Annotated in this window: 18 protein-coding genes; 11 read left to right on the forward strand and 7 right to left on the reverse strand. The window is 74.0% G+C overall.

Annotation, left to right across the window (positions count from 1 at the left end; translation table 11 throughout):
* Positions 1-74: 74 nt before the first annotated feature.
* From ilvD to ilvC, 6 genes are all read left to right on the forward strand, one after another.
* The gene (ilvD, locus tag ACI784_RS02270) at positions 75-1781 is read left to right on the forward strand and encodes a dihydroxy-acid dehydratase (protein WP_456922188.1); all 1707 of its coding nucleotides are present in this window, start codon (positions 75-77) and stop codon (positions 1779-1781) included.
* Between the two features lie 148 nt (positions 1782-1929).
* Positions 1930-4548, forward strand: a complete 2619-nt coding sequence (locus ACI784_RS02275) for a putative bifunctional diguanylate cyclase/phosphodiesterase (RefSeq protein ID WP_456922187.1) — start codon at positions 1930-1932, stop codon at positions 4546-4548.
* A gap of 53 nt (positions 4549-4601) precedes the next feature.
* Positions 4602-7238 carry a putative bifunctional diguanylate cyclase/phosphodiesterase gene (locus tag ACI784_RS02280; protein WP_457012411.1) on the forward strand — a complete coding sequence of 879 codons (2637 nt, stop codon included), beginning with the start codon at positions 4602-4604 and terminating at the stop codon, positions 7236-7238.
* A 283-nt stretch (positions 7239-7521) separates the two neighbouring features.
* Complete coding sequence (locus tag ACI784_RS02285; protein ID WP_457012412.1) at positions 7522-9393, forward strand: acetolactate synthase large subunit; 1872 nt, start codon at positions 7522-7524, stop codon at positions 9391-9393.
* Positions 9394-9511: 118 nt separating this feature from the next.
* Positions 9512-10039, forward strand: coding sequence for an acetolactate synthase small subunit (gene ilvN, locus ACI784_RS02290; RefSeq protein WP_456850168.1), 528 nt, complete (start codon positions 9512-9514; stop codon positions 10037-10039).
* 19 nt (positions 10040-10058) lie between these two features.
* Positions 10059-11141, forward strand: a complete 1083-nt coding sequence (gene ilvC, locus ACI784_RS02295) for a ketol-acid reductoisomerase (protein ID WP_456922308.1) — start codon at positions 10059-10061, stop codon at positions 11139-11141.
* A gap of 135 nt (positions 11142-11276) precedes the next feature.
* On the opposite strand, the gene ACI784_RS02300 is transcribed toward ilvC, so the two are convergent.
* Both ACI784_RS02300 and ACI784_RS02305 read right to left on the reverse strand, forming a co-directional pair.
* Positions 11277-11810, reverse strand: coding sequence for a hypothetical protein (locus ACI784_RS02300; protein ID WP_456922184.1), 534 nt, complete (start codon positions 11808-11810; stop codon positions 11277-11279).
* Positions 11811-11916: 106 nt separating this feature from the next.
* Positions 11917-12681: a hypothetical protein gene (locus ACI784_RS02305; RefSeq protein WP_456922183.1), complete on the reverse strand. Its 765-nt coding sequence runs from the start codon at positions 12679-12681 to the stop codon at positions 11917-11919.
* Positions 12682-12818: 137 nt separating this feature from the next.
* On the opposite strand from ACI784_RS02305, the gene serA reads away from it, so the two are divergent.
* From serA to cimA, 3 genes are all read left to right on the forward strand, one after another.
* The gene (gene serA / locus ACI784_RS02310; RefSeq protein ID WP_457012413.1) at positions 12819-14420 is read left to right on the forward strand and encodes a phosphoglycerate dehydrogenase; all 1602 of its coding nucleotides are present in this window, start codon (positions 12819-12821) and stop codon (positions 14418-14420) included.
* A 16-nt stretch (positions 14421-14436) separates the two neighbouring features.
* Entirely contained in the window at positions 14437-15459 is a 1023-nt protein-coding gene (locus tag ACI784_RS02315; RefSeq protein WP_457012414.1) for a 3-isopropylmalate dehydrogenase, read from the forward strand.
* A 193-nt stretch (positions 15460-15652) separates the two neighbouring features.
* Positions 15653-17269, forward strand: a complete 1617-nt coding sequence (gene cimA, locus ACI784_RS02320; RefSeq protein ID WP_456922180.1) for a citramalate synthase — start codon at positions 15653-15655, stop codon at positions 17267-17269.
* A 49-nt stretch (positions 17270-17318) separates the two neighbouring features.
* On the opposite strand, the gene ACI784_RS02325 is transcribed toward cimA, so the two are convergent.
* The 5 genes from ACI784_RS02325 to ACI784_RS02345 all read right to left on the reverse strand — a co-directional run bounded on the left by ACI784_RS02325 (position 17319) and on the right by ACI784_RS02345 (position 20330).
* Positions 17319-17729 (reverse strand): hypothetical protein, encoded by a 411-nt coding sequence (locus ACI784_RS02325; protein WP_456922179.1) that lies wholly within the window; start codon positions 17727-17729, stop codon positions 17319-17321.
* An 81-nt stretch (positions 17730-17810) separates the two neighbouring features.
* On the reverse strand, positions 17811-18464 hold the full coding sequence (locus tag ACI784_RS02330; protein ID WP_456922178.1) for a response regulator: 654 nt from the start codon (positions 18462-18464) through the stop codon (positions 17811-17813).
* The gene (locus ACI784_RS02335; RefSeq protein WP_456922177.1) at positions 18461-19579 is read right to left on the reverse strand and encodes a sensor histidine kinase; all 1119 of its coding nucleotides are present in this window, start codon (positions 19577-19579) and stop codon (positions 18461-18463) included. Before ACI784_RS02335 ends, ACI784_RS02330 begins: the two co-directional genes overlap by 4 nt.
* A gap of 24 nt (positions 19580-19603) precedes the next feature.
* Entirely contained in the window at positions 19604-19930 is a 327-nt protein-coding gene (locus ACI784_RS02340; protein ID WP_456922176.1) for a putative quinol monooxygenase, read from the reverse strand.
* 22 nt (positions 19931-19952) lie between these two features.
* A complete protein-coding gene (locus ACI784_RS02345) occupies positions 19953-20330 on the reverse strand; it encodes a VOC family protein (RefSeq protein ID WP_456922175.1) in 378 nt (125 codons plus the stop codon).
* A 52-nt stretch (positions 20331-20382) separates the two neighbouring features.
* Here ACI784_RS02345 and ACI784_RS02350 point away from each other — a divergent pair, with 52 nt between their 5' ends.
* Positions 20383-21195: a fumarylacetoacetate hydrolase family protein gene (locus tag ACI784_RS02350; protein ID WP_456922174.1), complete on the forward strand. Its 813-nt coding sequence runs from the start codon at positions 20383-20385 to the stop codon at positions 21193-21195.
* A complete protein-coding gene (gene gltX / locus ACI784_RS02355) occupies positions 21192-22682 on the forward strand; it encodes a glutamate--tRNA ligase (RefSeq protein WP_456922173.1) in 1491 nt (496 codons plus the stop codon). The genes ACI784_RS02350 and gltX overlap by 4 nt, the downstream gene beginning before the upstream one ends.
* The last annotated feature ends 6 nt before the right edge of the window (positions 22683-22688 follow it).

A 22688-nucleotide genomic window follows, 5' to 3' on the forward strand; every position in this document is an offset into this window, starting at 1 on the left:
CTCGGTGGTGGTGTCGGTACCAGTATCAACGGTGTCCTCGTCCACGTCGGTGCCGCGGCCTACGCTCGGCGGACGTGACGAGCGTCGAGGACCGCCCCACCACCACCGCAGACGTCAAGCCCCGCAGCCGCGAGGTGACCGACGGGATCACCAGGGCCCCTGCCCGCGCCATGCTCCGCGCGGTCGGCATGGGGGACGACGACTGGGACAAGCCGCAGATCGGCGTCGCGTCGTCGTGGAACGAGATCACCCCCTGCAACCTCTCCCTGGACCGGCTGGCCAAGCGGGCCAAGGAGGGCGTGCACGCGGCCGGCGGCTACCCGCTGGAGTTCGGCACGATCTCGGTCTCCGACGGCATCTCCATGGGCCACGAGGGCATGCGCGCCTCGCTGGTCTCGCGGGAGGTCATCGCCGACTCGGTGGAGACGGTCATGTTCGCCGAGCGGCTCGACGGCTCGGTGCTGCTGGCCGGCTGTGACAAGTCCCTGCCCGGGATGCTCATGGCCGCCGCGCGCCTCGACCTGGCCAGCGTCTTCCTGTACTCGGGGTCGACGCTGCCCGGGAAGCTCGGCGACCGCGACGACCTCACGATCATCGACGTGTTCGAGGGCGTCGGCGCCTGCGCCCGCGGGCTGATCACCCGCGAGGACCTCGACGCCATCGAGAAGGCCGCCTGCCCGGGCATGGGCTCCTGCGGCGGCATGTACACGGCCAACACCATGGCCAGCGTCGCCGAGGCGCTGGGCATGGCCCTGCCGGGCAGCGCCGCGCCGCCGGCCCCCGACAGCCGCCGCGACGCCTTCGCGGTCGCCTCGGGCGAGGCCGTGGTCAACCTGCTGCGCCAGGGCATCACGGCCCGCCAGATCATGACGAAGAAGGCGTTCGAGAACGCGATCACGGTGGTCATGGCGCTCGGCGGCTCCACCAACGCCGTCCTGCACCTGCTGGCGATCGCGCACGAGGCGCAGGTCGACCTGACCCTCGACGACTTCAACCGGATCGGCGACCGCACCCCGCACCTGGCCGACGTCAAGCCGTTCGGCCGGTTCGTGATGACCGACATCGACCGCGTCGGCGGCGTCCCCGTCGTGCTGCGCGCGCTGCTCGACGCCGGCCTGCTGCACGGCGACGTCCTCACCGTGACCGGGAAGACGATGGCCGAGAACCTCGCGGAGATCGCCCCGCCGGACCTCGACGGAACGATCGTCCACGCGATGGACAACCCGATCCACAAGACCGGCGGACTGACCATCCTGCGCGGCTCGCTGTCGCCGGAGGGCGCGGTCGTGAAGTCCGCGGGCTTCGACGCCGACGTCTTCGAGGGCACCGCACGCGTCTTCGACGGCGAGCAGGGCGCGATGGACGCCGTCACCGAGGGCACCCTCAAGGCCGGCGACGTCGTGGTCATCCGCTACGAGGGCCCCAAGGGCGGCCCCGGCATGCGGGAGATGCTCGCCGTGACCGGCGCCATCAAGGGCGCGGGCCTGGGCAAGGACGTCCTGCTGCTGACCGACGGCCGGTTCTCCGGCGGGACGACGGGGCTGTGCGTCGGCCACGTCGCGCCCGAGGCCACCGACGGCGGCCCGATCGCCCTCGTGCAGGACGGCGACCCGATCCGCCTGGACCTCGCCGCCCGGACCCTGGACCTGCTGGTGGACGCCGAGGAGCTGGACCGCCGCCGGCAGAGCTGGCAGCCGCTGCCGCCCCGCTACACCACCGGCGTCCTGGGCAAGTACGCCAAGCTCGTCGGCTCCGCCGCGCAGGGCGCCATCTGCGGGTGATCCCCGGCCGGTCTCCCCGGCCCTGACTGCGGGTCGGGGTCGGGGAGCGGCCCTCACCCCGAGGGGTGAGCACGTTCCCGCTCCGCTGCGGTGCGCGGCGTGAGGTGCCGACACCCCCGGTGTGGACAGGCTGAGGTGGGTGCTCCTCGTGAGCGCCGTGTTGGCCGCGGCCGCCTGTGCGGTGGCCGCCGGCACGACCGGTCCCGGGTTCGCCGCGGACGTCGCGGTCACCGTCATGGGGGGCGTCACGTCCGTTGTGACGTGGTGTGCCGGACGGCGCCACCAGTCGGGTGCGCGAGGCTGGCGTCTGGTCGCCGTCACGCCGCTGTTGCCCGTCCTCGGTTTCCTCACCGTGCTGGCGATGGAGCCCGACGACCCGATGGAGCGGGTGCTGCTCCGGTGGCTGCCGACGGTGCCCGGCTACGTGATCTTCGTCCTCGGCACCCTGACCCTCGTCGACCGCGGCCGGCTGCGCCGCGGTGCCCGGTCCGGCGTCGAGCTGGCCCTCTTCGGCACCGCGTGCCTGCTGGTCGTGCAGCTGTTCGTGCTCGGCCCGCACCGCAGCTGGCTGGAACTGGGCCTGGGCGAGGCGGCCGTGCTGGCGGCCGCCGCCGTGGTCACCGCCGGGACGATGACGGCGGCGCTGGTGCTGCTCGGGGCCATCGAGAGCCACCGCCAGCGCATGGCGCTGCTGCTGCTCGCCGGCGCTGTCGCGGCGACCACCGGCCGCGCGCTGAGCACCTCCGCCACGCTCGCCGGCGCCGTCGCCGTGACCGACGCCAGCCGCTTCCTCGTCGTCGCCGGGCTGTTCCTGGTCGCCGCGGCCGCGCTGGCCGACCCCGGAGGGCGGGCCGCCGACGCACGGCCCGGACGGGCCCGCAGCGGCCGCTCCACCCACCTGGGCCAGTTGCTGCCGCACCTGGCGATGCTCGCCGCCCTGCTGGGGCTGGTCACCGCCGGAGTCGTGGGCGGTCGCCCCAGCCCGCTCATGATCGGCGGTGTCGTCCTGTGTGCGGTCCTGTCCGTCGTCCACCGGTGGGTGACCGCCCGCGACGAGCAGCGCATGGGCGCCCGCCTGCGGCGCAGCGAGTCCTACTTCCGCTCCCTCGTCGCCTCCAGCGGCGACGCGGTGCTCATCCTCGACGACGACCTGCGGGTCACGTGGGCCTCGCCGGTGTTCGGCAGCGTGCTCGGCGACCCCGGCCGGACCGTGGTCGGCCGGGACCTGCTCGAGCTGGTCCACCCGGAGGACGCCCTCCCGGTGGCCCGCGCACTGCACCGGGACGGCGACGGGTCGGCCTGCTCTGCCACGCTGCGGGTGCAGCACGCCGACGGCACCTGGCGGCACCTGGAGGCCAGCGTCTCCGACCTGCGCTCCGACGCGCACGTCGGAGCGGTCGTGCTGCACTGCCGGGACACCACCGAGCGGGTCGAGCGCGAACGCGTCCTCGAGCAGGTCGCCTTCACCGATCCCCTCACCGGCCTGCCCAACCGTGCCGGCTGCCGGCGGACCGTCGAGGAGCTGCTGGCCCGTGCCGGCGGCCCCGGCGTCCCCTGCACCACGTTCCTGCTGGTGGAGCTCCAGGGCCTGGAGGAGGTGCGCGAGCACGCCGGCACCCACGTCGCCAGCGTCGTGCTGGTCGAGGTCGCGCGCCGGCTGCGGGCCACCGTCCGGGGTCCGGAGGTCGTGGCCCGGCTCGGCGGCGGCACCTTCGCCGTCCTCGTGGAGGGGCCGGCGCACGCCGTCGACCTGCTCGCCGACCGCTGCCTGTCGGTCATCGAGCAGCCGGTGGACACCCCGGCGGGGATCTTCGACCTCGCCGCGAGCATCGGCGTCGTCGAGCTGACCACCGGCGCGACGGTCGCGGAGCTGACCGGCCGCGCCGAGCTCGCCGTGCGGGCCGCGGCGGCCTCCGGGCCGGGGACGGCGCTGCGCTACCGGCCGGCGCTGGGCAACGCCGCCGCCCGGCGGGACCGGCTGCGCGACGACCTGCCCGGTGCCTGGACCCGCGGTGAGTTCACGGTGCTGTTCCAGCCGGTGGTCTCCCTGGAGGAGCAGCGGATCAGCGGCATCGAGGCGCTGCTGCGCTGGCGCCACCCGGAGCTGGGGGACGTGCCGCCGGCCGAGTTCGTGCCCGTCGCCGAGCGCGCCGGGGTCATGGACGAGCTGCAGCGGTGGGCCATGGAGCAGGCGGCGACCGCGGCGGTCGCTCTGCCGCACACCGGCGCGCCCCTCCAGCTCGGCGTCAACATCTCCGCCTCGCACGTCGCCGCGCGCACCCTCGTCGGGGACGTCGCCGCCGTGCTGCACGCCACCGGCCTGCCGCCCGAGCGACTGGTCCTGGAGATCACCGAGGCGACCGTGCTCGCCGACGGCGACCACGTGGGCGTGGACATCGAGGCGCTGCGGCTCATGGGCGTGCACGTCGCGCTCGACGACTTCGGCGCCGGCCGGTTCTCGCTGGCCGACCTGACCCGGCTGCCGATCGACGTCCTCAAGCTGGACCGGTCCTTCGTCGCGCGGGTCGACCGCGACCCGAAGAGCCGCGCGCTGTGCGAGTCGGTCGTGACCATCGGCCGGGCCCTCGGCCTGGACGTCGTCGCGGAGGGCGTGGAGACCCCGGCCCAGCTCGGTGCGCTGCGCGGCCTGGGCTGCGGGTTCGCCCAGGGCTTCCTGCTGGCGCGCCCGATGCGGCTGGCCGAGCTCACCGAACTGCTCTGCGACGGCGCGGGTGTGCTGTGGCCGGGCCTGGTCGGTTCCCGCTGATGGCGGGGACCCCGGCCGGCCGAGCCTCCGTCCGCGGACGGAGCTCGGGAGCCGTGCTCGTCCTGCTCGCCGTGCTCGCCGGCGCGCTCGTGGTCGTCGAGACCACGGCGGGGGACGCCGCCCTGTGCCTGGGTCCGGTCCTGCTCGCGGCCGCCTCGTGGGTCACCGCGGTGGTCATCGCCCGCCACGGGGCACGGCTGCCCGGTCCCTCGGCCGGTCCGTGGCGCGCGCTCGCGCTGACCATGCTGCTGCTGGGGCTGGGGCAGGCGGGCAGCGCGCTGGCCGGTGTCGGGATCAACACCAGCGAGGCCGGCTGGCACGACCTGCCGCTGCTGGCCGCCGTGCCCGCCGCCATCGCGACCTGCGCCCGGCTGCTGTCGTCCGCCGGCACCCGCGCCATCGGCTCCCGCGCGCTGCTCGACGGCGTCATCGTGCTCGTGGCGGTCGGTCTGTCCGGGGAGGCGCTCCTGGCCGACGCCGGCGCCCGTTCCGGCAGTGTGTCCGACCCGCTGGTCTCCGTCGGCTACCCGGCGGTGGGCGCGCTGCTGTGCGGCGTGGGCCTGGTCACCGTGGCCGCGATCCACGACGGCCGGCGCCGGGCGGCCGGCTGGCTGCTGGCCGCCTCCGTCGCGCTCGCGGTCGTGGTGCTCAGCGGCGCCCTCGCCGTCACCACCCACGAGCCCGCGCTGGACGTCGTCACCGGCCTGGCGTGGCTGGCCATGCTGGCGGCGGCGCTGCGGGCGGTCGACATCGACCCCGGCCGCACCGGCGAGGACGCGGAGCCCGCGGCCGGGCTGCCGCTGGCGGGGGTCCTGTTCAGCAACTGCGCGGCCTTCGGCGTCGCGCTCTTCCTCGCCATCGGGGTCACCGCGGGGCGCACCGTCTCGCCGCTGGAGGGCGCCGGCATCACCGTGCTGATGCTGCTGGCCCTCGTGCGCTGCCTCGTGTGGGCCGCCGACGGCGAGCGGCTGACCCGGCGTGTCCGCAGCACGGAGGGCTGGCTGCGCGCGCTGCTGCACAGCGGCGAGGCGGTCACCGTCCTGCTCGACCGGACCGGCCGGGTGGCCTGGACGTCAGGGCGGTCGTGGGACCACCTCGGCTGGAGCCACCGCGAGCTCTCCGGTCGCGTCCTGCTCGGCCTCGTCCACTCCGGGGACCGGGAACGCCTCCAGCGGGTGGCGGTCGCCGTGCGGGCCGGCGAGCAGCCGGCCGAGCTGCCCGCGACGGTGCGCCTGTCCACGCAGGAGGGGAGCTGGCGGGAGGTGGAGGTCTCCGGCGCCGCCCGCACCGGGGACGACGACGGGCTGGTGCTGCACCTGCGCGACGTCACCGACCGCACCAGCGCCCAGCGCGAGCTGGAGCGGCTGGCCTACACCGACTTCCTCACCGGCCTGCCCAACCGGGCGCGGTTCATGGCCGCGCTGCGCACGGCGCTGGCCACCCCGGCCCCCGGGTGCCTGCTGCTGGTGGACCTGGACGGCTTCAAGGCGGTCAACGACGTCGCCGGGCACGACGCCGGTGACCGGTTGCTGGGCGAGGTGGCCGACCGGCTGCGCGCGGCCGCCCGGGACGGGGACGTCGTGGCGCGGCTGGGCGGCGACGAGTTCGCCGTCCTCGTCCGTGCCGGACGCGAGGAGTCCACCGCGCTGGCCGAGCGGCTCGTGGGGCTGCTCGACCGCGACCACCGCCCGGTCGCCCCGCACGGGAGCGCCGACGGCGGCCTGGTCTTCCGCGTCTCCGGCAGCGTGGGTGTCGCCCCGCTGCGCTCCGGCGACGAGCCCCTCGAGTCCCTGCGCCGCGCCGACCTCGCCCTGCGGGCGGCCAAGGCGGCGGGGAAGAACTGCGTCCGCTCCTCGGGTGCGGCGCTCGACCGCGTGGTGGACCGCCGTGCGCGGCTGGCCCGCGACCTGCCCGCGGCCATCACCGGCGGCGAGCTGTCGCTGGCCTACCAGCCGGTGGTGGGCGTCCCGGACCGGCGCGTGCTGGGCGTGGAGGCACTCGTCCGCTGGGACCACCCGGAGCTCGGCGCCGTCCCGCCCGAGGAGTTCGTCGGCCTGGCCGAGGACGACGGCCTCATCGTGCCGCTGCAGCGGTGGGTGCTCGCCGAGGCCACGGCCGCGCTGGCCCCCATGCTCGCCGCCGGACACGACCTGCAGCTCGGCGTGAACGTCTCGATGCGGCACCTGCAGGCCGGGTGCCTGGCGACCGACGTCGCGGCGGTCCTCGCCGGCTCCGGCGTGCCGGCGCACCGGCTGATGCTGGAGCTCACCGAGTCGGTGCTCATGGGCGCCGGGGACCGGACCGACGGCGACCTCGACGCGCTGCGGAGCATGGGCTGCGTGCTGTCGCTGGACGACTTCGGCAAGGGACACTCCAGCCTCGCGCGGCTGGCCCGGCTGCCGGTGCAGGTGCTCAAGATGGACCGCGCGTTCGTCGCGCACATCGAGTCCGACCCGCGCACCGCCGCGCTGGTCGGCAGCGTCGTGGAGCTCGGGCGCACCCTCGGCATGGACGTCGTGGCCGAGGGCGTCGAGACGGCCGGCCAGCTCGCGGCGCTGCGCGGCCTGGGCTGCCGGTACCTGCAGGGCTACCTGCTGGGCCACCCGGTGCCCGCGGCCGACCTGCCGGACCTGCTGGCCCGGTTCGACCCGGCGGTGCTCGACGGTCTCGCGGTGCCGTCCCACGTCTGAGCACCTCGGTGTCCACTGTGTGGGACGGGGTGGTTGACGTGCGGCCGCGTCGAGGCGCACAGTGAGCGGGTGCGCCCCGCCTGCCTGCTCCTCGTAGTCGCCTAGCGCGTCGGTCGCCCGACCGATGCGCTGACCCCTCTGTGCCCGCAGGCACGAGGGGTCTTTCGTTTGCGGGCCCCCTGGACTCCCGGACGACGGCCGGCCCGCGCCCGCAGGCACCCGCGGTGCACACCGCACGGCCCCCGAACCGACGCCCCCACCGGGGGCACTGCCAGGAGACGCCATGAACAGCACCACCCCCGGCGAGTCCGCGACACGCGAAGCCGCCGCAGCGCTCGCCGGCGTCGAGACCGCCGCCCGGTCGGTGGCCGAGGCCGCCGCCGAGCCGCTCCTCGGCTGCACCGGGGCGCAGAGCCTCGTCCGCTCGCTCGAGGCGGTCGGCGTCGAGGTGGTGTTCGGGATCCCCGGCGGGGCGATCCTGCCCGCCTACGACCCGCTGTTCGACTCCCACGTGCGCCACGTCCTGGTCCGGCACGAGCAGGGCGCCGGCCACGCGGCCACCGGTTACGCGCAGGCCACCGGGCGGGTCGGCGTCTGCATGGCCACCTCCGGTCCGGGCGCGACCAACCTGGTGACGCCGCTGGCCGACGCCTACATGGACTCGGTCCCGATCGTCGCGATCACCGGCCAGGTGCCCAGCGGCGCGATCGGCACCGACGCCTTCCAGGAGGCCGACATCCGCGGCATCACGATGCCGGTCACCAAGCACAACTTCCTGGTCACCGACGCCCGCGAGATCCCGCAGCGGATCGCCGAGGCGTTCCACCTGGCCGCCACCGGCCGCCCGGGCCCGGTCCTGGTCGACATCCCCAAGGACGTCCTGCAGGCGACCACCGACTTCCACTGGCCGCCGCGGCTCGACCTGCCCGGCTACAAGCCGACCACCCGGCCGCACGGCAAGCAGGTCCGCGAGGCCGCCGCGCTCATCGCCGGCGCCCGCCGGCCGGTGCTCTACGTCGGCGGCGGCGTGCTCAAGGCGCAGGCCACCGCCGAGCTGGCCGAGCTGGCGCAGCTCACCGGCGCTCCCGTCGTGACCACCCTCATGGCCCGCGGCGCGTTCCCCGACAGCGACCCGCAGCACCTGGGCATGCCCGGCATGCACGGCACCGTCGCCGCGGTCACCGCGTTGCAGAAGGCCGACGTGCTCATCGCCCTCGGCGCCCGCTTCGACGACCGGGTCACCGGCCAGCTGTCCTCGTTCGCCCCCGAGGCCCAGGTCGTCCACGCCGACATCGACCCCGCGGAGATCGGCAAGAACCGCCGCGCCGACGTCCCGATCGTCGGGGACGCCCGCGAGACGATCGCCGAGCTCGTCGTCGCCCTGCGCGCCGAGCACGAGGCCGGGCGCACCCCCGACCTCGCCGCCTGGTGGGCGCAGCTGGACTCGTGGCGGCAGAAGTACCCGCTGGGCTACGACTGGCCCGAGGACGGCGCGCTGTCCCCGCAGTACGTGATCGAACGGCTCGGCGCCATCGCCGGCCCCGACGCGATCTACGCCGCGGGCGTCGGCCAGCACCAGATGTGGGCCGCCCAGTTCATCAAGTACGAGAAGCCCGGCACCTGGCTCAACAGCGGCGGGCTCGGGACGATGGGCTACGCCGTCCCGGCCGCGATGGGCGCCAAGTACGGCCGCCCCGAGACGACCGTGTGGGCCATCGACGGCGACGGCTGCTTCCAGATGACCAACCAGGAACTGGCCACCTGCGCCATCGAGGGCATCCCGGTCAAGGTCGCCGTCATCAACAACGGCAACCTCGGCATGGTCCGGCAGTGGCAGACCCTGTTCTACGAGGGCCGCTACTCCAACACCAAGCTGCACCCGGTCGACGAGAACGGCACGCCCAAGCCGGTGCGCATCCCCGACTTCGTCGCCCTGGCCGAGGCGCTGGGCTGTGTCGGCCTGCGCTGCGAGAGCAAGGACGACGTCGACGCGGTGATCGAGAAGGCCATGGCGATCGACGACGCCCCGGTCGTCATCGACTTCGTGGTCGGCTCCGACGCCCAGGTGTGGCCGATGGTCGCCGCCGGTGCCAGCAACGACGACATCATGGCCGCGCGCGGGATCCGCCCGGTCTTCGGCGACGGACAGGTGTAGGACCCCCCTTCCCTCCATCGCTCGTAGAAGGACCCCCTCCTCCCCGCTCCTCGCAGGCTCGGGCGGGACCCTGGAGGGGGCCGTCCCGGGACCGGATGGTCCTGAAAGGAAGTGAGCAGTGACCCGCCACACCCTGTCGGTCCTGGTCGAGAACAAGTCCGGCGTCCTCGCCCGGGTCTCGGCGCTGTTCAGCCGGCGCGCGTTCAACATCGAGTCGCTGGCCGTCGGGCCGACCGAGAACCCGGACCTGTCCCGGATGACGATCGTGGTCGACGCCGAGACCCAGCCGCTGGAGCAGATCACCAAGCAGCTGAACAAGCTCATCGAGGTCATCAAGATCGTCGAGCTCGAGGCGGCCGGTGCCGTCCAGCGGGAACTGCTGCTGGTCAAGGTGCGCGCTCCCATGGCCGACCGCACCCAGGTGCTGCAGACCGCCGAGCTGTTCCGCGCCCACGTCATCGACGTCAACACCGACACCGTGACCCTCGAGGCCACCGGCACGCCGGACAAGCTCCAGGCGCTGCTCGCCGTCCTCGCCCCCCTGGGCATCAAGGAGATGGCGCAGTCCGGCACCGTGGCCCTGGGGCGGGGTCCGCGGTCGATGTCGGGCGCCGGTACGTTGCGCCCGGTCGAGCGGACCGCCTGAACCCGACCCCTAGAGCCGCATCACCCACTGCGCTTCATCAGCGAAGAGCACAACGAAGGGAACCGCACAGCAGATGGCCGCCGAGATCTTCTACGACGACGACGCCGACCTGTCGATCATCCAGGGGCGCACGGTCGCCGTCCTGGGCTACGGCAGCCAGGGGCACGCGCACGCTCTGTCGCTGCGTGACTCGGGTGTCGACGTCCGCGTCGGTCTGCCCGAGGGCAGCAAGAGCCGGGCCAAGGCCGAGGCCGAGGGCCTGCGGGTCGTCACGCCGGCCGAGGCCGCCGCCGAGGCCGACCTGATCATGATCCTCGCGCCCGACCACGTGCAGCGGAACCTGTACAAGGAGTCGGTCGAGCCCAACCTGCAGGACGGCGACGCGCTGTTCTTCGGCCACGGCTTCAACATCCGCTTCGGCTACATCAAGCCCCCGGCCGGTGTGGACGTCGCCATGGTCGCCCCCAAGGGCCCCGGCCACCTGGTGCGCCGCGAGTTCGAGAACGGCAAGGGCGTGCCCTGCCTGGTCGCCGTCGAGCAGGACGCCAGCGGGCAGGCGCTGCAGATCGCGCTGTCCTACGCCAAGGCCATCGGTGGCGCGCGCGCCGGCGTCATCAAGACGACCTTCGCCGAGGAGACCGAGACCGACCTGTTCGGCGAGCAGGCCGTGCTCTGCGGCGGCATGTCGGCGCTGGTGGCCGCGGGCTTCGAGACCCTCATCGAGGCCGGCTACCAGCCGGAGATCGCCTACTTCGAGTGCCTGCACGAGCTGAAGCTGATCGTCGACCTCATGTACGAGGGCGGCATCGCCAAGCAGCGCTGGTCGGTGTCGGACACCGCCGAGTACGGCGACTACACGACCGGTCCGAAGATCGTCGACGAGCACGTCAAGGCGACGATGAAGGACGTCCTCGCCGCGATCAAGGACGGCTCCTGGGCCGCGGCCTTCATCGCCGACCAGGACGCCGGCGCGCCGGACTTCAAGCGCCGCCGGGCCGAGGCCGAGGCGCACCCGATCGAGGAGACCGGGCGCAAGCTGCGCGGCCTCATGAGCTGGGTGTCGGCGTCCGACGACTACACCGGGACCGCCGCCCGCAACTGAGCAAGGACCACCCTTCCCCCCACGCCTCGCACGCTCGGCGCGGGGCCCTGAAGGGTGGCCGCTCCAGTACGTCACCAGGCCCCGTCACCAGGCCCCCGCTGCCGAGCCGGCAGCGGGGGCCTCGGGCGTTCTGGACTATCTCGTGCCGCGGGCGGCGAACCAGGCCTTGGACGCCGGCTGCACCAGCAGGAAGACGATCGCGGCGCCGATGAGGATCGACACCAGCGTCGAGAAGTCGAAGCTGCCCTGGACCAGGTAGGTGACCAGGGAGAGCACGCCGAGGCCGGCGGTGATGCCCCCGGCGATCTTCAGCAGCTTGCTGCTCCGGCCCTGGACGGCCTGGACGCCGCCGACGACGTTCAGGGCGGTCAGCGCGAGGTAGAGGATGCCGAAGATCGCGCTCAGCGCCCCGAACAGCGACGACGCCGCGAACAGGACCAGCGCCCCGATCAGCAGGAAGAAGGCGACGACGAAGCCGAGGAACGCGGCGGCGAGCACCTGCGGCGGCCGCTTCCCGGGAGTCGCGCCCGGACCGGCGGACGACGCCGGCCGACCCGGGGTCGGCGTGCCGGGACCCTGGCCCGGCGGCGGAGGCGCGCCCCAGCCGGGCTGGTCCTCGGGACCGCGTGCGGCGGCGTGGTCGGGCTCGGGTCCGCTGGGGGTCGACATGGGGTGAGCATCCTCCTGGGCGGCGGGGCCGCGTCGGAACGGTGGGCGGCGGAGTGTGGGGCCGCCCGTCCGGCTCCGGGGAGCTGCCGCCCCCCGGAGCCGCAGGTCAGCGCCCGCGCCGGGCGCGGTGGGCGGCGAAGAAGGCCGGGGCCGGCTTCCTCGCGAGCAGCACGACGATCGCCAGCGCCGCCAGGAAGAACAGCAGGCTGGTGATGATGCCGCCGACGCCGCTGTTGCCGGCGTCGGCCAGGCTGGTGACGAGCCCGAGCGCGGTGAAGGCCAGGGCGATGGAGCCGCCCACGAGCAGCAGCACGCGGCTGCGGCCGGTCAGGGCCCACACCGAGCCCCAGATCATCAGCACGGTCCAGACCAGCGCCAGGACTCCGAAGAAGACCAGGATGCCGGTGACCGCGCCGGAGTCGACCTCGCCGACCGTCGGGTCGGCCTCGGCCAGGTCGTCGATGATCGACCCGAACACCGCGCCGCCGGCCAGCAGGCCGAGAGTCGCGAGGGCGCCGATCGCGCTGAAGACGAAGCCGAGGACGGCGGCGGTGACGACGCCGCCGGGCTTGGCCGGTACCGCCGACTGGCCGTACTGCCCGTACTCGCCGTACTGCTGGGGATAGCCGCCCTGGCCGTACTGCTGCGGGTAGCCCTGGCCCTGGCCGTACGGCGAGGGCTGGTACTGCTGGCCGGGGCCCTGCCCGTAGGGCTGCTGCCCGTACTGTCCGTACTGGCCGTACTGCCCGGGCTGCTGGGCCTCCCCGTACTGCGGGCCCCGGCCGTACTGGGGGTCCTGGCCGTACTGCGGGCTCTGGCCGTACTGGGGCGAGCCGGAGCTGCTGCCGGATTCGTTGTCGTGGGTGCTCATGGTCTCCTCCGTCGGCGCCGGCTGTGCCGACTCTGCGCGGTCAGGATGTCGGCGCACCTCAGCGTGGGCAAGCACACCCACCCCCCTCGCGGGAGGTGTCGCCCGAGCGGGGAGCGGCGTCCTTAGGCTGTGGTCCCGTGACTGCGCCCGCGCCCGTCGTCCTGATCGCCGAAGAACTCGCGCCCAGCGTGCTGGAGGTGCTCGGGCGGGACGTCGAGATCCGTTCCGTCGACGGCGCCGACCGCGCCGCGCTGCTGCCGGCACTGGCCGACGCGTCCGCGGTGATGATCCGCAGCGCCACGCAGATCGACGCCGAGGCGCTCGCGGCTGCCCCGAAGCTCAAGGTCGTGGCCCGGGCCGGCATCGGCCTGGACAACGTCGACGTCGCCGCGGCCACCGAGCGCGGCGTCATGGTCGTCAACGCCCCGACGTCGAACATCGTCAGCGCCGCCGAGCACGCCGTGGCCCTGCTGCTGGCCGCCGCCCGGCACATCCCCGCCGCCGACGCGTCGCTGCGCCAGGGCACCTGGAAGCGGTCGAAGTTCACCGGCGTCGAGGTCATCGACAAGGTGGTCGGCGTCGTGGGCCTCGGCCGGATCGGTCAGCTGGTGGCCCAGCGCCTGGCCGCGTTCGGGGTCACGCTCATCGCCTACGACCCCTACATCCAGCCGGGTCGCGCGGCGCAGCTCGGCGTCCGGATGGTGTCGCTGGAGGAGCTGCTCCGCGAGGCCGACTTCATCACCGTCCACCTCCCGAAGACGCCGGAGACGCTCGGGCTCATCGGCGCCGCGGAGCTGGTCACCACCAAGCGTGGCGTGATCATCGTCAACGCCGCGCGCGGCGGCCTGGTCGACGAGGCCGCCCTGGCCGACGCGCTGCGGTCGGGCCAGGTGGGCGCCGCCGGCCTCGACGTGTACGCCACCGAGCCCTGCACCGACAGCCCGCTGTTCGGCCTGCCCAACACGGTCGTGACCCCGCACCTGGGCGCCTCGACCACCGAGGCCCAGGACAAGGCCGGCACTGCCGTCGCCCACTCGGTGCGGCTGGCGCTGCAGGGCGAGTTCGTGCCCGACGCGGTCAACGTCCAGGCCGGCGGCGTCGTCGCCGAGGACGTCCGCCCGGGTCTGCCGCTGGCCGAGAAGCTGGGCCGGCTGTTCACCGCGGTCGCCGGCGGGCTGGCCCAGTCGGTCACCGTCGAGGTGCGCGGCAAGATCGCCGAGTTCGACGACTCCGTGCTGCAGCTCGCGGCGCTCAAGGGCGTCTTCTCCGACGTCGTGGAGGAGCAGGTCACCTACGTCAACGCCCCCCTGTTCGCCGAGCAGCGCGGCCTGGACGTCGCCCTGACCAGCGACGTGGAGAGCCCGGACTACCGCAACCTGGTCAGCCTGCACGGCGCGATGGCCGACGGCACGGAGGTCACCGTCTCGGGGACCCTCTTCGGCAAGAACCAGGTGCCCAAGCTGGTCGCGATCAACGGCTTCGACATGGACCTGGACCCCTCCGGCTACCTGCTGTTCTTCGTCTACACCGACCGGCCCGGCGTCGTCGGCACCGTGGGCGCCGCGCTGGGGGAGGCCGGCATCAACATCGCCGGCGCGCAGGTCAGCCGGACCCAGCGCGGTGGCGAGGCGCTAATGGCGGTGACCGTGGACAGCCCGGTGCCCGCGGAGCTGCTCGGCGACATCGCCGGCCGGATCGGCGCGCGTGAGGCCCGCTCGGCGGACCTCACCCCGCGCTGACCTAGGGTCTGTGGCCATGCGCCTGGCAGTGATCCCTGGAGACGGCATCGGTCCGGAGGTGGTCGCCGAGGGCCTCAAGGTCCTCCGTGAGGTGGCTCCCGACGTGGAGAGCACCCCCTACGACCTCGGGGCCTCCCGGTGGCAGCGGACCGGGGAGCTGCTCCCCGACACGGTGCTCGACGAGCTCCGCCAGCACGACGCGATCCTGCTCGGGGCCGTCGGCGACCCCGGGGTGCCGCCGGGCATCCTCGAGCGCGGCCTGCTGCTGCGGCTGCGCTTCGAGCTCGACCACCACGTGAACCTGCGGCCGGCCCGGCTCTTCGACGGCGTCACCAGCCCGCTGGTCGCCCCCGGCCCGATCGACATGCTGTGCGTCCGCGAGGGCACCGAGGGCCCCTACGTGGGCAACGGCGGGGTCCTGCGCAAGGACACCCCGCAGGAGGTGGCCACCGAGGTCAGCCTCAACACCGCGTTCGGCGTCGAGCGGGTGGTCCGGTACGCCTTCGAGCGCGCCGTCGCCCGGCCGCGCAAGCACCTCACGCTGATCCACAAGACCAACGTGCTCACCCACGCCGGGTCGCTGTGGTCGCGCACGGTGGAGGAGGTCTCCGCGGAGTTCCCGGAGGTCGCCGTCGCCTACCAGCACGTCGACGCCGCCTCGATGTTCTTCATCACCGACCCGGGCCGCTACGACGTCATCGTCACCGACAACCTCTTCGGCGACATCGTCACCGACATCGCCGCGGCCGTGACCGGCGGCATCGGGCTGGCCGCCAGCGGCAACCTCGACGCCTCGGGCACCAACCCGAGCATGTTCGAGCCGGTGCACGGCTCGGCGCCCGACATCGCCGGGCAGGGCAAGGCCGACCCGACCGCCACGGTGCTGTCGGTGGGCCTGCTGCTCGAGCACCTCGGCCGCACCGAGCAGGCCCGGAAGGTCAACGCCGCGGTCGCCTTCGACCTGTCCACCCGCGACCCGCAGGCGCAGATCCGCACCGCGGAGGTCGGCGACCGGCTCGCGGCGCTCGCCAGCGGCTGAACCGTCGTCGCCGCCGTCCCCGGTACGGGAGTGCCGGGGACGGCGGGGCGCGTGCTTTACTCGACGTGATGCACCCCACCGGCCTGATCATCATCGCCTAGCGCGCAGTCCCCCTCCCGACTGCGCGCAGACCTCCCGTTCCCGGGGGGTCTTCTTCGTGTTCGGGGCCGGTTTCGTCCCCCTGGAGAACTCGATGTCCCTCGACACAGCCCTCGACTTCCACGTCTTCGACACCACCCTGCGCGACGGCGCCCAGCGTGAGGGCGTCAGCTACTCCGTCGCCGACAAGCTGGCCGTGGCCCGGCTGCTCGACGAGATCGGGGTGGGCTTCATCGAGGGCGGGTGGCCCGGGGCGCTCCCCAAGGACACCGAGTTCTTCGCGCGGGCCCGCACCGAGCTCAAGCTGCGCAACGCCCAGCTGGTGGCCTTCGGCTCCACCCGCAAGGCCGGCGTGCGCGTCGAGGACGACCCCCAGGTGCGCGCCCTGCTGGACGCCGAGACGCCGGTCGTCTGCCTGGTCGCCAAGTCCGACGTCCGGCACGTGCACCAGGCGCTGCGGACGACACTGGAGGAGAACCTGGCGATGGTCCGCGACACCGTCGCGTTCTTCGTCGGCCACGGCCGCCGGGTGTTCCTCGACTGCGAGCACTTCTTCGACGGGTACGCCGAGGACCGCGACTACGGCGTGCGGGTGCTGCAGGCGGCGTTCGACGCCGGCGCCGAGGTCGGGGTCATGTGCGACACCAACGGCGGGATGCTGCCGATGGGGATCGGCCGGGTCGTCGCCGACGTCCGGTCGCGGGTCGACGGCAGGCTCGGCATCCACTGCCAGGACGACACCGGCTGCGCCGTCGCCAACTCGCTGGCCGCGGTCGAGGCCGGTGTCACCCACGTGCAGGGGACGGCGAACGGCTACGGCGAGCGGGCGGGCAACGCCGACACGTTCGCCCTCATCGCCAACCTGGTCACCAAGATGGGTCTCCCGGTCGTGCCGCCGGCGTGCCTGGCCGAGCTGCAGCGGGTCAGCCACGCCATCGCCGAGCTGGCCAACATCGCCCCCGATGACCACCAGCCCTTCGTGGGCGCCTCGGCGTTCGCGCACAAGGCGGGGCTGCACGCCAGCGCGATCAAGGTGAGCCCGGAGCTGTACAACCACCTCGACCCGGCCGTCGTCGGCAACGACATGCGCATCCTGGTCACCGAGATGGCCGGTCGCGCCTCGGTCGAGCTCAAGGGCCGCGAGCTCGGGGTGGACCTCGACGGGCACGCCGACGTGATCAGCCGGGTGGTCGACCAGGTCAAGGTGCTCGAGGCCGACGGCTGGTCCTTCGAGGCCGCCGACGCCTCCTTCGAGCTCCTGCTGCGCGCCCAGCTGCCCGACGCCCCGGCGCCGCTGTTCGAGCTGGAGAGCTACAAGACCTCGGTCGAGCACTGGGGCAACGGCGTCGTGGTCAGCGAGGCCACGGTCAAGGTGCACCTGCCCAACGACGACGGGACGACCGACCGGGTCATCAGCACCGCGGAGGGCAACGGCCCGGTCAACGCCCTGGACAACGCGCTGCGGCAGGCGCTGGTGAGCCGGTACCCCCACCTCGCCGATGTGTCGCTGGCCGACTACAAGGTGCGCATCCTCGGCTGGAAGGGCGGCACCGGCGCCACCACGCGGGTGCTCGTCGACACCACCGACGGCGTGGGGGAGTGGACCACCGTCGGCGTCCACGCCAACATCGTCGAGGCCTCGTGGCACGCGCTGGTCGACGCCCTCACCTACGCCGTCCGCCACCGCGCCCCGGTGAGCGGGCGGTCCTGATCACGACGGCGCACCCCGTGCCCCGGGGTGCGCCGTCCTCCGTGCGAGCTCAGTGGGTGTACTCCGAGGGGCGCAGGAGCATGGCCAGCGCCATGGCGGGGAGCATGAGCAGGTGCCCGGCGGTGAACAGGAGGTCCCCGGACACCGCGCCGGCCCAGTAGGGGAACAGCAGGACGGCGAACGGCACGTACATCGCCGCCGACATCTCGGTGATCGCCCGCCACGAGTGGCCGCGGAAGCGCATCCACGCGCCCATCCCGATCGCCATCGTCGTCGCCATGACCATCGCGTGGACGTCGACGCGGTCGTCCCAGCCCGGCCACAGCATCCCCACGACCGGGCCCAGGGCCACCATCCCGACGATCATCGCCACGACCATCTCCAGGTAGTGGCGGATCACGTGCCAGGTGCGCCGGCCGCGGCTGTGCGTGGTCCGGGGCGGGGTCTGTGTCGTCGTCATGCCCGGGAGCGTCGGGCGCCGGGCCGCCCGTGCCACGTGCCGGAGGTCATGGTCCCGGGTCACGGCCGGCCATGACCCCCGTCAGAGCAGGTCGAGGGCGCGGGCCCGCAGTGCCGCCTGGGTCCGGTCCCGGGCGCCCAGCTTGCCCAGCACGTTGGTCACGTGGTTCTTGACGGTGCCCTCGGCGAGGAACAGGGCCCCGGCGATCTCCCGGTTGCTGCGCCCCTCGGCCAGGAGCCGGAGGACGTCGAGCTCGCGGTCGGACAGCGGCACGACCAGCGGCTGCGGGCGGGGCCGCGGGACGTCGTCGAGCTGCGCGAAGCGGGCGACCACCTTGGCCGCCACCGAGGGCTGGAGCACCGACTCGCCCCGGGCCGCGGACAGCACCGCCTCGACCAGGCGGTCGGCGGAGACGTCCTTGAGCAGGTAGCCCAGGGCGCCGGCGCGCAGGGCGGCGAACACGTCCTCGTCGTCGTCGAACGTGGTCAGGGCGAGCACCCGGACACCCGGCTGCTCCACCCGCAGCCGCCGGGTCGCGGCGATCCCGTCGAGCACCGGCATGTGCAGGTCCATGAGGACGACGTCGGGCTGGAGTACGGCCGCCCGCTCCAGCGCCTGGGCGCCGTCGCCCGCCTCCCCGGCCACCTCCACCTCGGGGCGGGCGTCGAGCAGGGTCACCAGCGCCTCGCGGAACAGCGCCTGGTCGTCGACGACCAGCACCCGGACCGCGCTCACCCGGGCACCTCCACCAGCAACGACGTGCCCGAGCCCGGGGTTGACTCCACGGTCACCCGCCCGCCGACCCGGGCCGCGCGCTCGCGCAGGCCCAGCAGTCCGAAGGTGGCCTGCCCGGTGCCGTCGCGGGGAGCCGGCAGGCCGCGGCCGTCGTCGCGGACCACCAGCTGCACGGTGCCGTCGTCCCCGTAGGTCAGCGCCACGCGGGCGCAGGTCGCCCCGGCGTGCTTGCGGACGTTGGTCAGCCCCTCCTGGGCGGAGCGGAACAACGACTCCTCCGACTCCGCCGGCAGCCGGCGCTCCGGCCCGGCCACCTCCAGCGTGACCGGCAGGCCCGTGGCCGACACCTCGGCGGTCAGCGCCTCCAGGGCCGCCCGCAGCGGCGGGGCGGACGCCGGTCCGCGCAGCGCGGCGACCGACCGGCGCACCTCGGCCAGCGCCTCGCCGGCCTGGTGCTGCGCCTTGGCCAGCAGGGTGTCGGCCCGGCCGGGGTCGGTGGGCAGCACAGCCCGCGCCGCCTGCACCTGCATCTGGACGACGGTCAGGTGGTGGCCGAGGCCGTCGTGGATGTCGCGGGCCAGCCGGTTGCGCTCCCGCGTGGTCGCGAGCTCCTCGGCCTGGGCGGCGTACCCGCGCAGCAGGGCATTGGCCTCCGCCAGTTCGGCGCGGGCCCGCTGGGCCCGCTGCAGCAGCTCGGTCACCACGGCGGTGAAGGCCGCCGCGCCCAGCAGCCCGAGGCTGTTGCGCAGGAAGTCGGCCCAGCCCATGCCCAGGTGGACCAGGGAGACCGCGACCGTGACGAGCACCGCGGCGGGCAGCGGGAGCAGCAGGACGCTCTGGCTGACGAGGACCAGCAGGAGGAGGGTGGCGCCCACGCCCGCCCCCGCCGCGCCGAACACCAGGGTGCCGAGGGTCAGCTGCACCAGCACGTAGCCGACCGCGAGCGGCCGCCGCCGGGCCGGCGGGACCCGGTCCGTCCCCAGGGAGGCGGCCACCGCCAGGACGGCGTAGACGGTCCCCAGCCCGACGGCGAGCCAGGGGTCCACCGTGCCGGTCGCCTCCACCGCCACGGTGAGCAGCGCGACGCAGGTGAGGACCGCGAGGGCGCGGTTCACCGCGTCACTGTCCCACGGGCGGCCTCACCTCGGCCGGACCTCGCCCATCGGGCCGAAGCCACTGACCTCCGGGGTGTCGATGTAGATGATCTGCGGCTGCTCCGCGACGAGGTCCGACATCCAGTCGAAGGCGGCCTTGGCGTGCGGGGTGGCCACGTGGGAGGCGCCGGCCTCGGAGTCCCGGAAGCCCTCGATGCAGACGAAGGTGTTCGGGTCCAGGACGCTGCGGGACCACTCGAAGAACAGGCTGCCCTCCTCGGCGTTCACCGCCGCGGCGTACTCGTCGGCCTTGGCCCGGAACTCGTCGATCCGGTCGGGCCGGACGGGGAACTTGATGACGATCAGGATCACGGGGTCCTCCTCGGTCTCGGGGCTACAGCGGGTCGAGCCTCCGGCGCAGCAGGCAGAACGGGTTGCCCTCCGGATCGGCCAGGACGTGCCACTCCTCCTCGCCAGTCTGGCCGACGTCGGCGGGGGTCGCCCCCAGAGCCAGCAGCCGCTGGAGCTCGGCGTCCTGGTCCCGGTCGGTCGGGGACAGGTCGATGTGCAGCCGCGGCTTCCCAGGGGCCGGGTCGGTCACCCGGCCGAAGACCAGGGTCGGCGCGGGACCGCCGAACCCGGCCTCGGGGCCGATCTCCACCTCGCCGTCCTCGCGGGACAGCACCCGGTAGCCCAGGACCTCCGCCCACCAGGCGGCCAGCGCCTCGGGGTCCCGGCAGTCGACGACCAGTTCGCTGAGTCGGCAGGCCATGGGGCGACCGTAGGGGGGAACCGCGCCGGCCGCGGGTCAGTAGCCTCGACCCGTGCGCATCGTCCGTTTCGCCTCGCCCTCGGGCATGTCCTTCGGTGTCCTCGACGGGGACGGCCAGGTCGCCCAGATCGAGGGCCACCCCTTCGGCACCATCTCCTTCACCGGCCAGCGCTTCGCCCAGGCCGACGTCCGGCTGCTCTCGCCGATCCTGCCCAGCAAGGTCGTGTGCGTGGGCAAGAACTACGCCGCGCACGTCGAGGAGATGAAGACCGGGGACGCCCCGAAGGAGCCGCTGCTCTTCCTCAAGCCCTCGACGTCGGTCATCGGCCCGGGCGACGCCATCCGCATCCCGCCGGGCAGCACCAACGTCCACCACGAGGCCGAGCTCGGCGTCGTCATCGGCGCCCGCGGCGCGCGGCACGTGAGCCCGGGGCAGGCGGCGGCCAGCATCTTCGGCTACACGATCGGCAACGACGTCACCGAGCGTGACATGCAGCGCAGCGACGGCCAGTGGACCCGCGCGAAGGGCTTCGACTCCTTCTGCCCGCTGGGGCCGTGGATCGAGACCGACCTGCCCGGCCTGGGCAAGGACCCCGCCGACCTCGAGGTCACCTGCACCGTGGACGGCGAGCTGCGCCAGCAGGGGCGCACCAGCCAGCTGCTGTTCGACGTCCCGACCCTGGTCTCCTACATCTCCCAGGTGATGACCCTGCTCCCCGGCGACGTCGTGCTCACCGGCACGCCGTCGGGCGTCGGGCCGATCCAGCCGGGCCAGCGCGTGGAGGTCACCGTCGAGGGGCTGGGGACGCTGGCCAACACGGTGTCCGGGGCCGACACGGTCTCCACCGCCGGTGGCGGGCGATGACGGTCCCCGCCACGGGCGGCGTCCGCACCCGGTTCTGCCCGTCGCCGACGGGCATGGTGCACGTCGGCCTGCTCCGGACGGCGCTGTTCAACTGGGCCCACGCCCGGCACACCGGCGGCACCTTCGTCTTCCGGATCGAGGACACCGACGCCGCCCGTGACTCCGAGGAGTCCTACCGGCACCTGCTCGACAGCCTGCGGTGGCTGGGCCTGGACTGGGACGAGGGGCCGGAGGTGGGGGGCCCGCACGGCCCGTACCGCCAGTCTGAGCGGCACGAGATCTACCGGGACGTGGCCGCGCGGCTGCTGGAGGCCGGGTTCGCCTACGAGTCGTTCTCCAGCAACGAGGAGGTCGACGCGCGCCGGCGGGCCGCCGGTCAGGACCCCAAACTCGGCTACGACAACGCCGACCGGTTCCTCACCGACGCCCAGAAGGCCGCGTTCCGGGCCGAGGGCCGCGAGCCGGTGCTGCGCCTGAAGATGCCCGACGAGGACCTCGTCTGGACCGACCTGGTGCGCGGTGAGGTCCGCTTCGGCGCCGGCTCGGTCCCCGACTTCGTCATCGTGCGCGGCAACGGGGTGCCCCTCTACCCGTTCGTGAACCCCGTGGACGACGCGCTGATGGGCGTCACCGACGTCCTGCGCGGGGAGGACCTCCTGCCCTCCACCCCGCGCCAGCTGGCCCTGTACGCGGCGCTGACCGAGATCGGGGTCGCCTCGGGCACCCCACGCTTCGGCCACCTGCCCTACGTGACCGGGGAGGGCAGCAAGAAGCTGTCCAAGCGCGACCCGCAGTCCAACGTGGACGTCTACCGCGAGCGCGGCTTCATCCCCGAGGGGTTCGTCAACTACCTGGCGCTGCTGGGGTGGTCCATCGCCGAGGACCGCGACATCTTCTCCATGGCCGAGATGGTCGAGGCCTTCGACGTCACCCGGGTCAGCGCCAACCCGGCCCGGTTCGACGTGAAGAAGGCCGAGGCGATCAACGCCACGCACCTGCGCGCGCTGCCCGTCGAGGAGTTCGTCGCCCGCGTCGTCCCGTTCCTCGCCGGCGCGGGGCTGGTGAGCGACCCGCCGACGGCCGAGCAGGACCGCGTGCTGCGGGCGATCGCGCCGATGGCGCAGGAGCGCATGGTCGTGCTGTCGGAGGCGGTGGGCCTGCTGCGGTTCCTGTTCGTCGACGAGGTGGAGATCGAGCCGGCCGCCGCGGACAAGCAGCTGGCCGGCCCGGACGCCGCCGAGGTGCTCGACGCCGCGACCACCGCGCTGCGCGAGCTGCCCGGGTGGACGACGGCCGACATCGAGACCGCGCTCAAGGACGCCCTCGTGGAGGGGCTGGGCCGCAAGCCGCGGCAGGCCTTCGGGCCGGTGCGGGTGGCGGTCAGCGGCCGCACGGTCTCCCCGCCGCTCTACGAGTCGATCGAGCTGCTCGGCCGCGACCGGACCCTGGCCCGCCTCGCCGCGGCCCGGGCCGCCGTCCCCGGGTGACCGGCC

This window comes from Geodermatophilus sp. SYSU D01186 (assembly GCF_054050215.1).

Bases quoted from the DNA above. Each gene is read 5' to 3' on its own strand.
- ACI784_RS02325 (WP_456922179.1), bottom strand. From the start codon at position 17,729: ATGACGACGACACAGACCCCGCCCCGGACCACGCACAGCCGCGGCCGG.
- ACI784_RS02305 (WP_456922183.1), bottom strand. From the start codon at position 12,681: ATGAGCACCCACGACAACGAATCCGGCAGCAGCTCCGGCTCGCCCCAG.
- ACI784_RS02345 (WP_456922175.1), bottom strand. From the start codon at position 20,330: ATGGCCTGCCGACTCAGCGAACTGGTCGTCGACTGCCGGGACCCCGAG.
- ACI784_RS02285 (WP_457012412.1), top strand. From the start codon at position 7,522: ATGAACAGCACCACCCCCGGCGAGTCCGCGACACGCGAAGCCGCCGCA.
- cimA (WP_456922180.1), top strand. From the start codon at position 15,653: ATGTCCCTCGACACAGCCCTCGACTTCCACGTCTTCGACACCACCCTG.
- ACI784_RS02300 (WP_456922184.1), bottom strand. From the start codon at position 11,810: ATGTCGACCCCCAGCGGACCCGAGCCCGACCACGCCGCCGCACGCGGT.
- gltX (WP_456922173.1), top strand. From the start codon at position 21,192: ATGACGGTCCCCGCCACGGGCGGCGTCCGCACCCGGTTCTGCCCGTCG.
- ACI784_RS02315 (WP_457012414.1), top strand. From the start codon at position 14,437: ATGCGCCTGGCAGTGATCCCTGGAGACGGCATCGGTCCGGAGGTGGTC.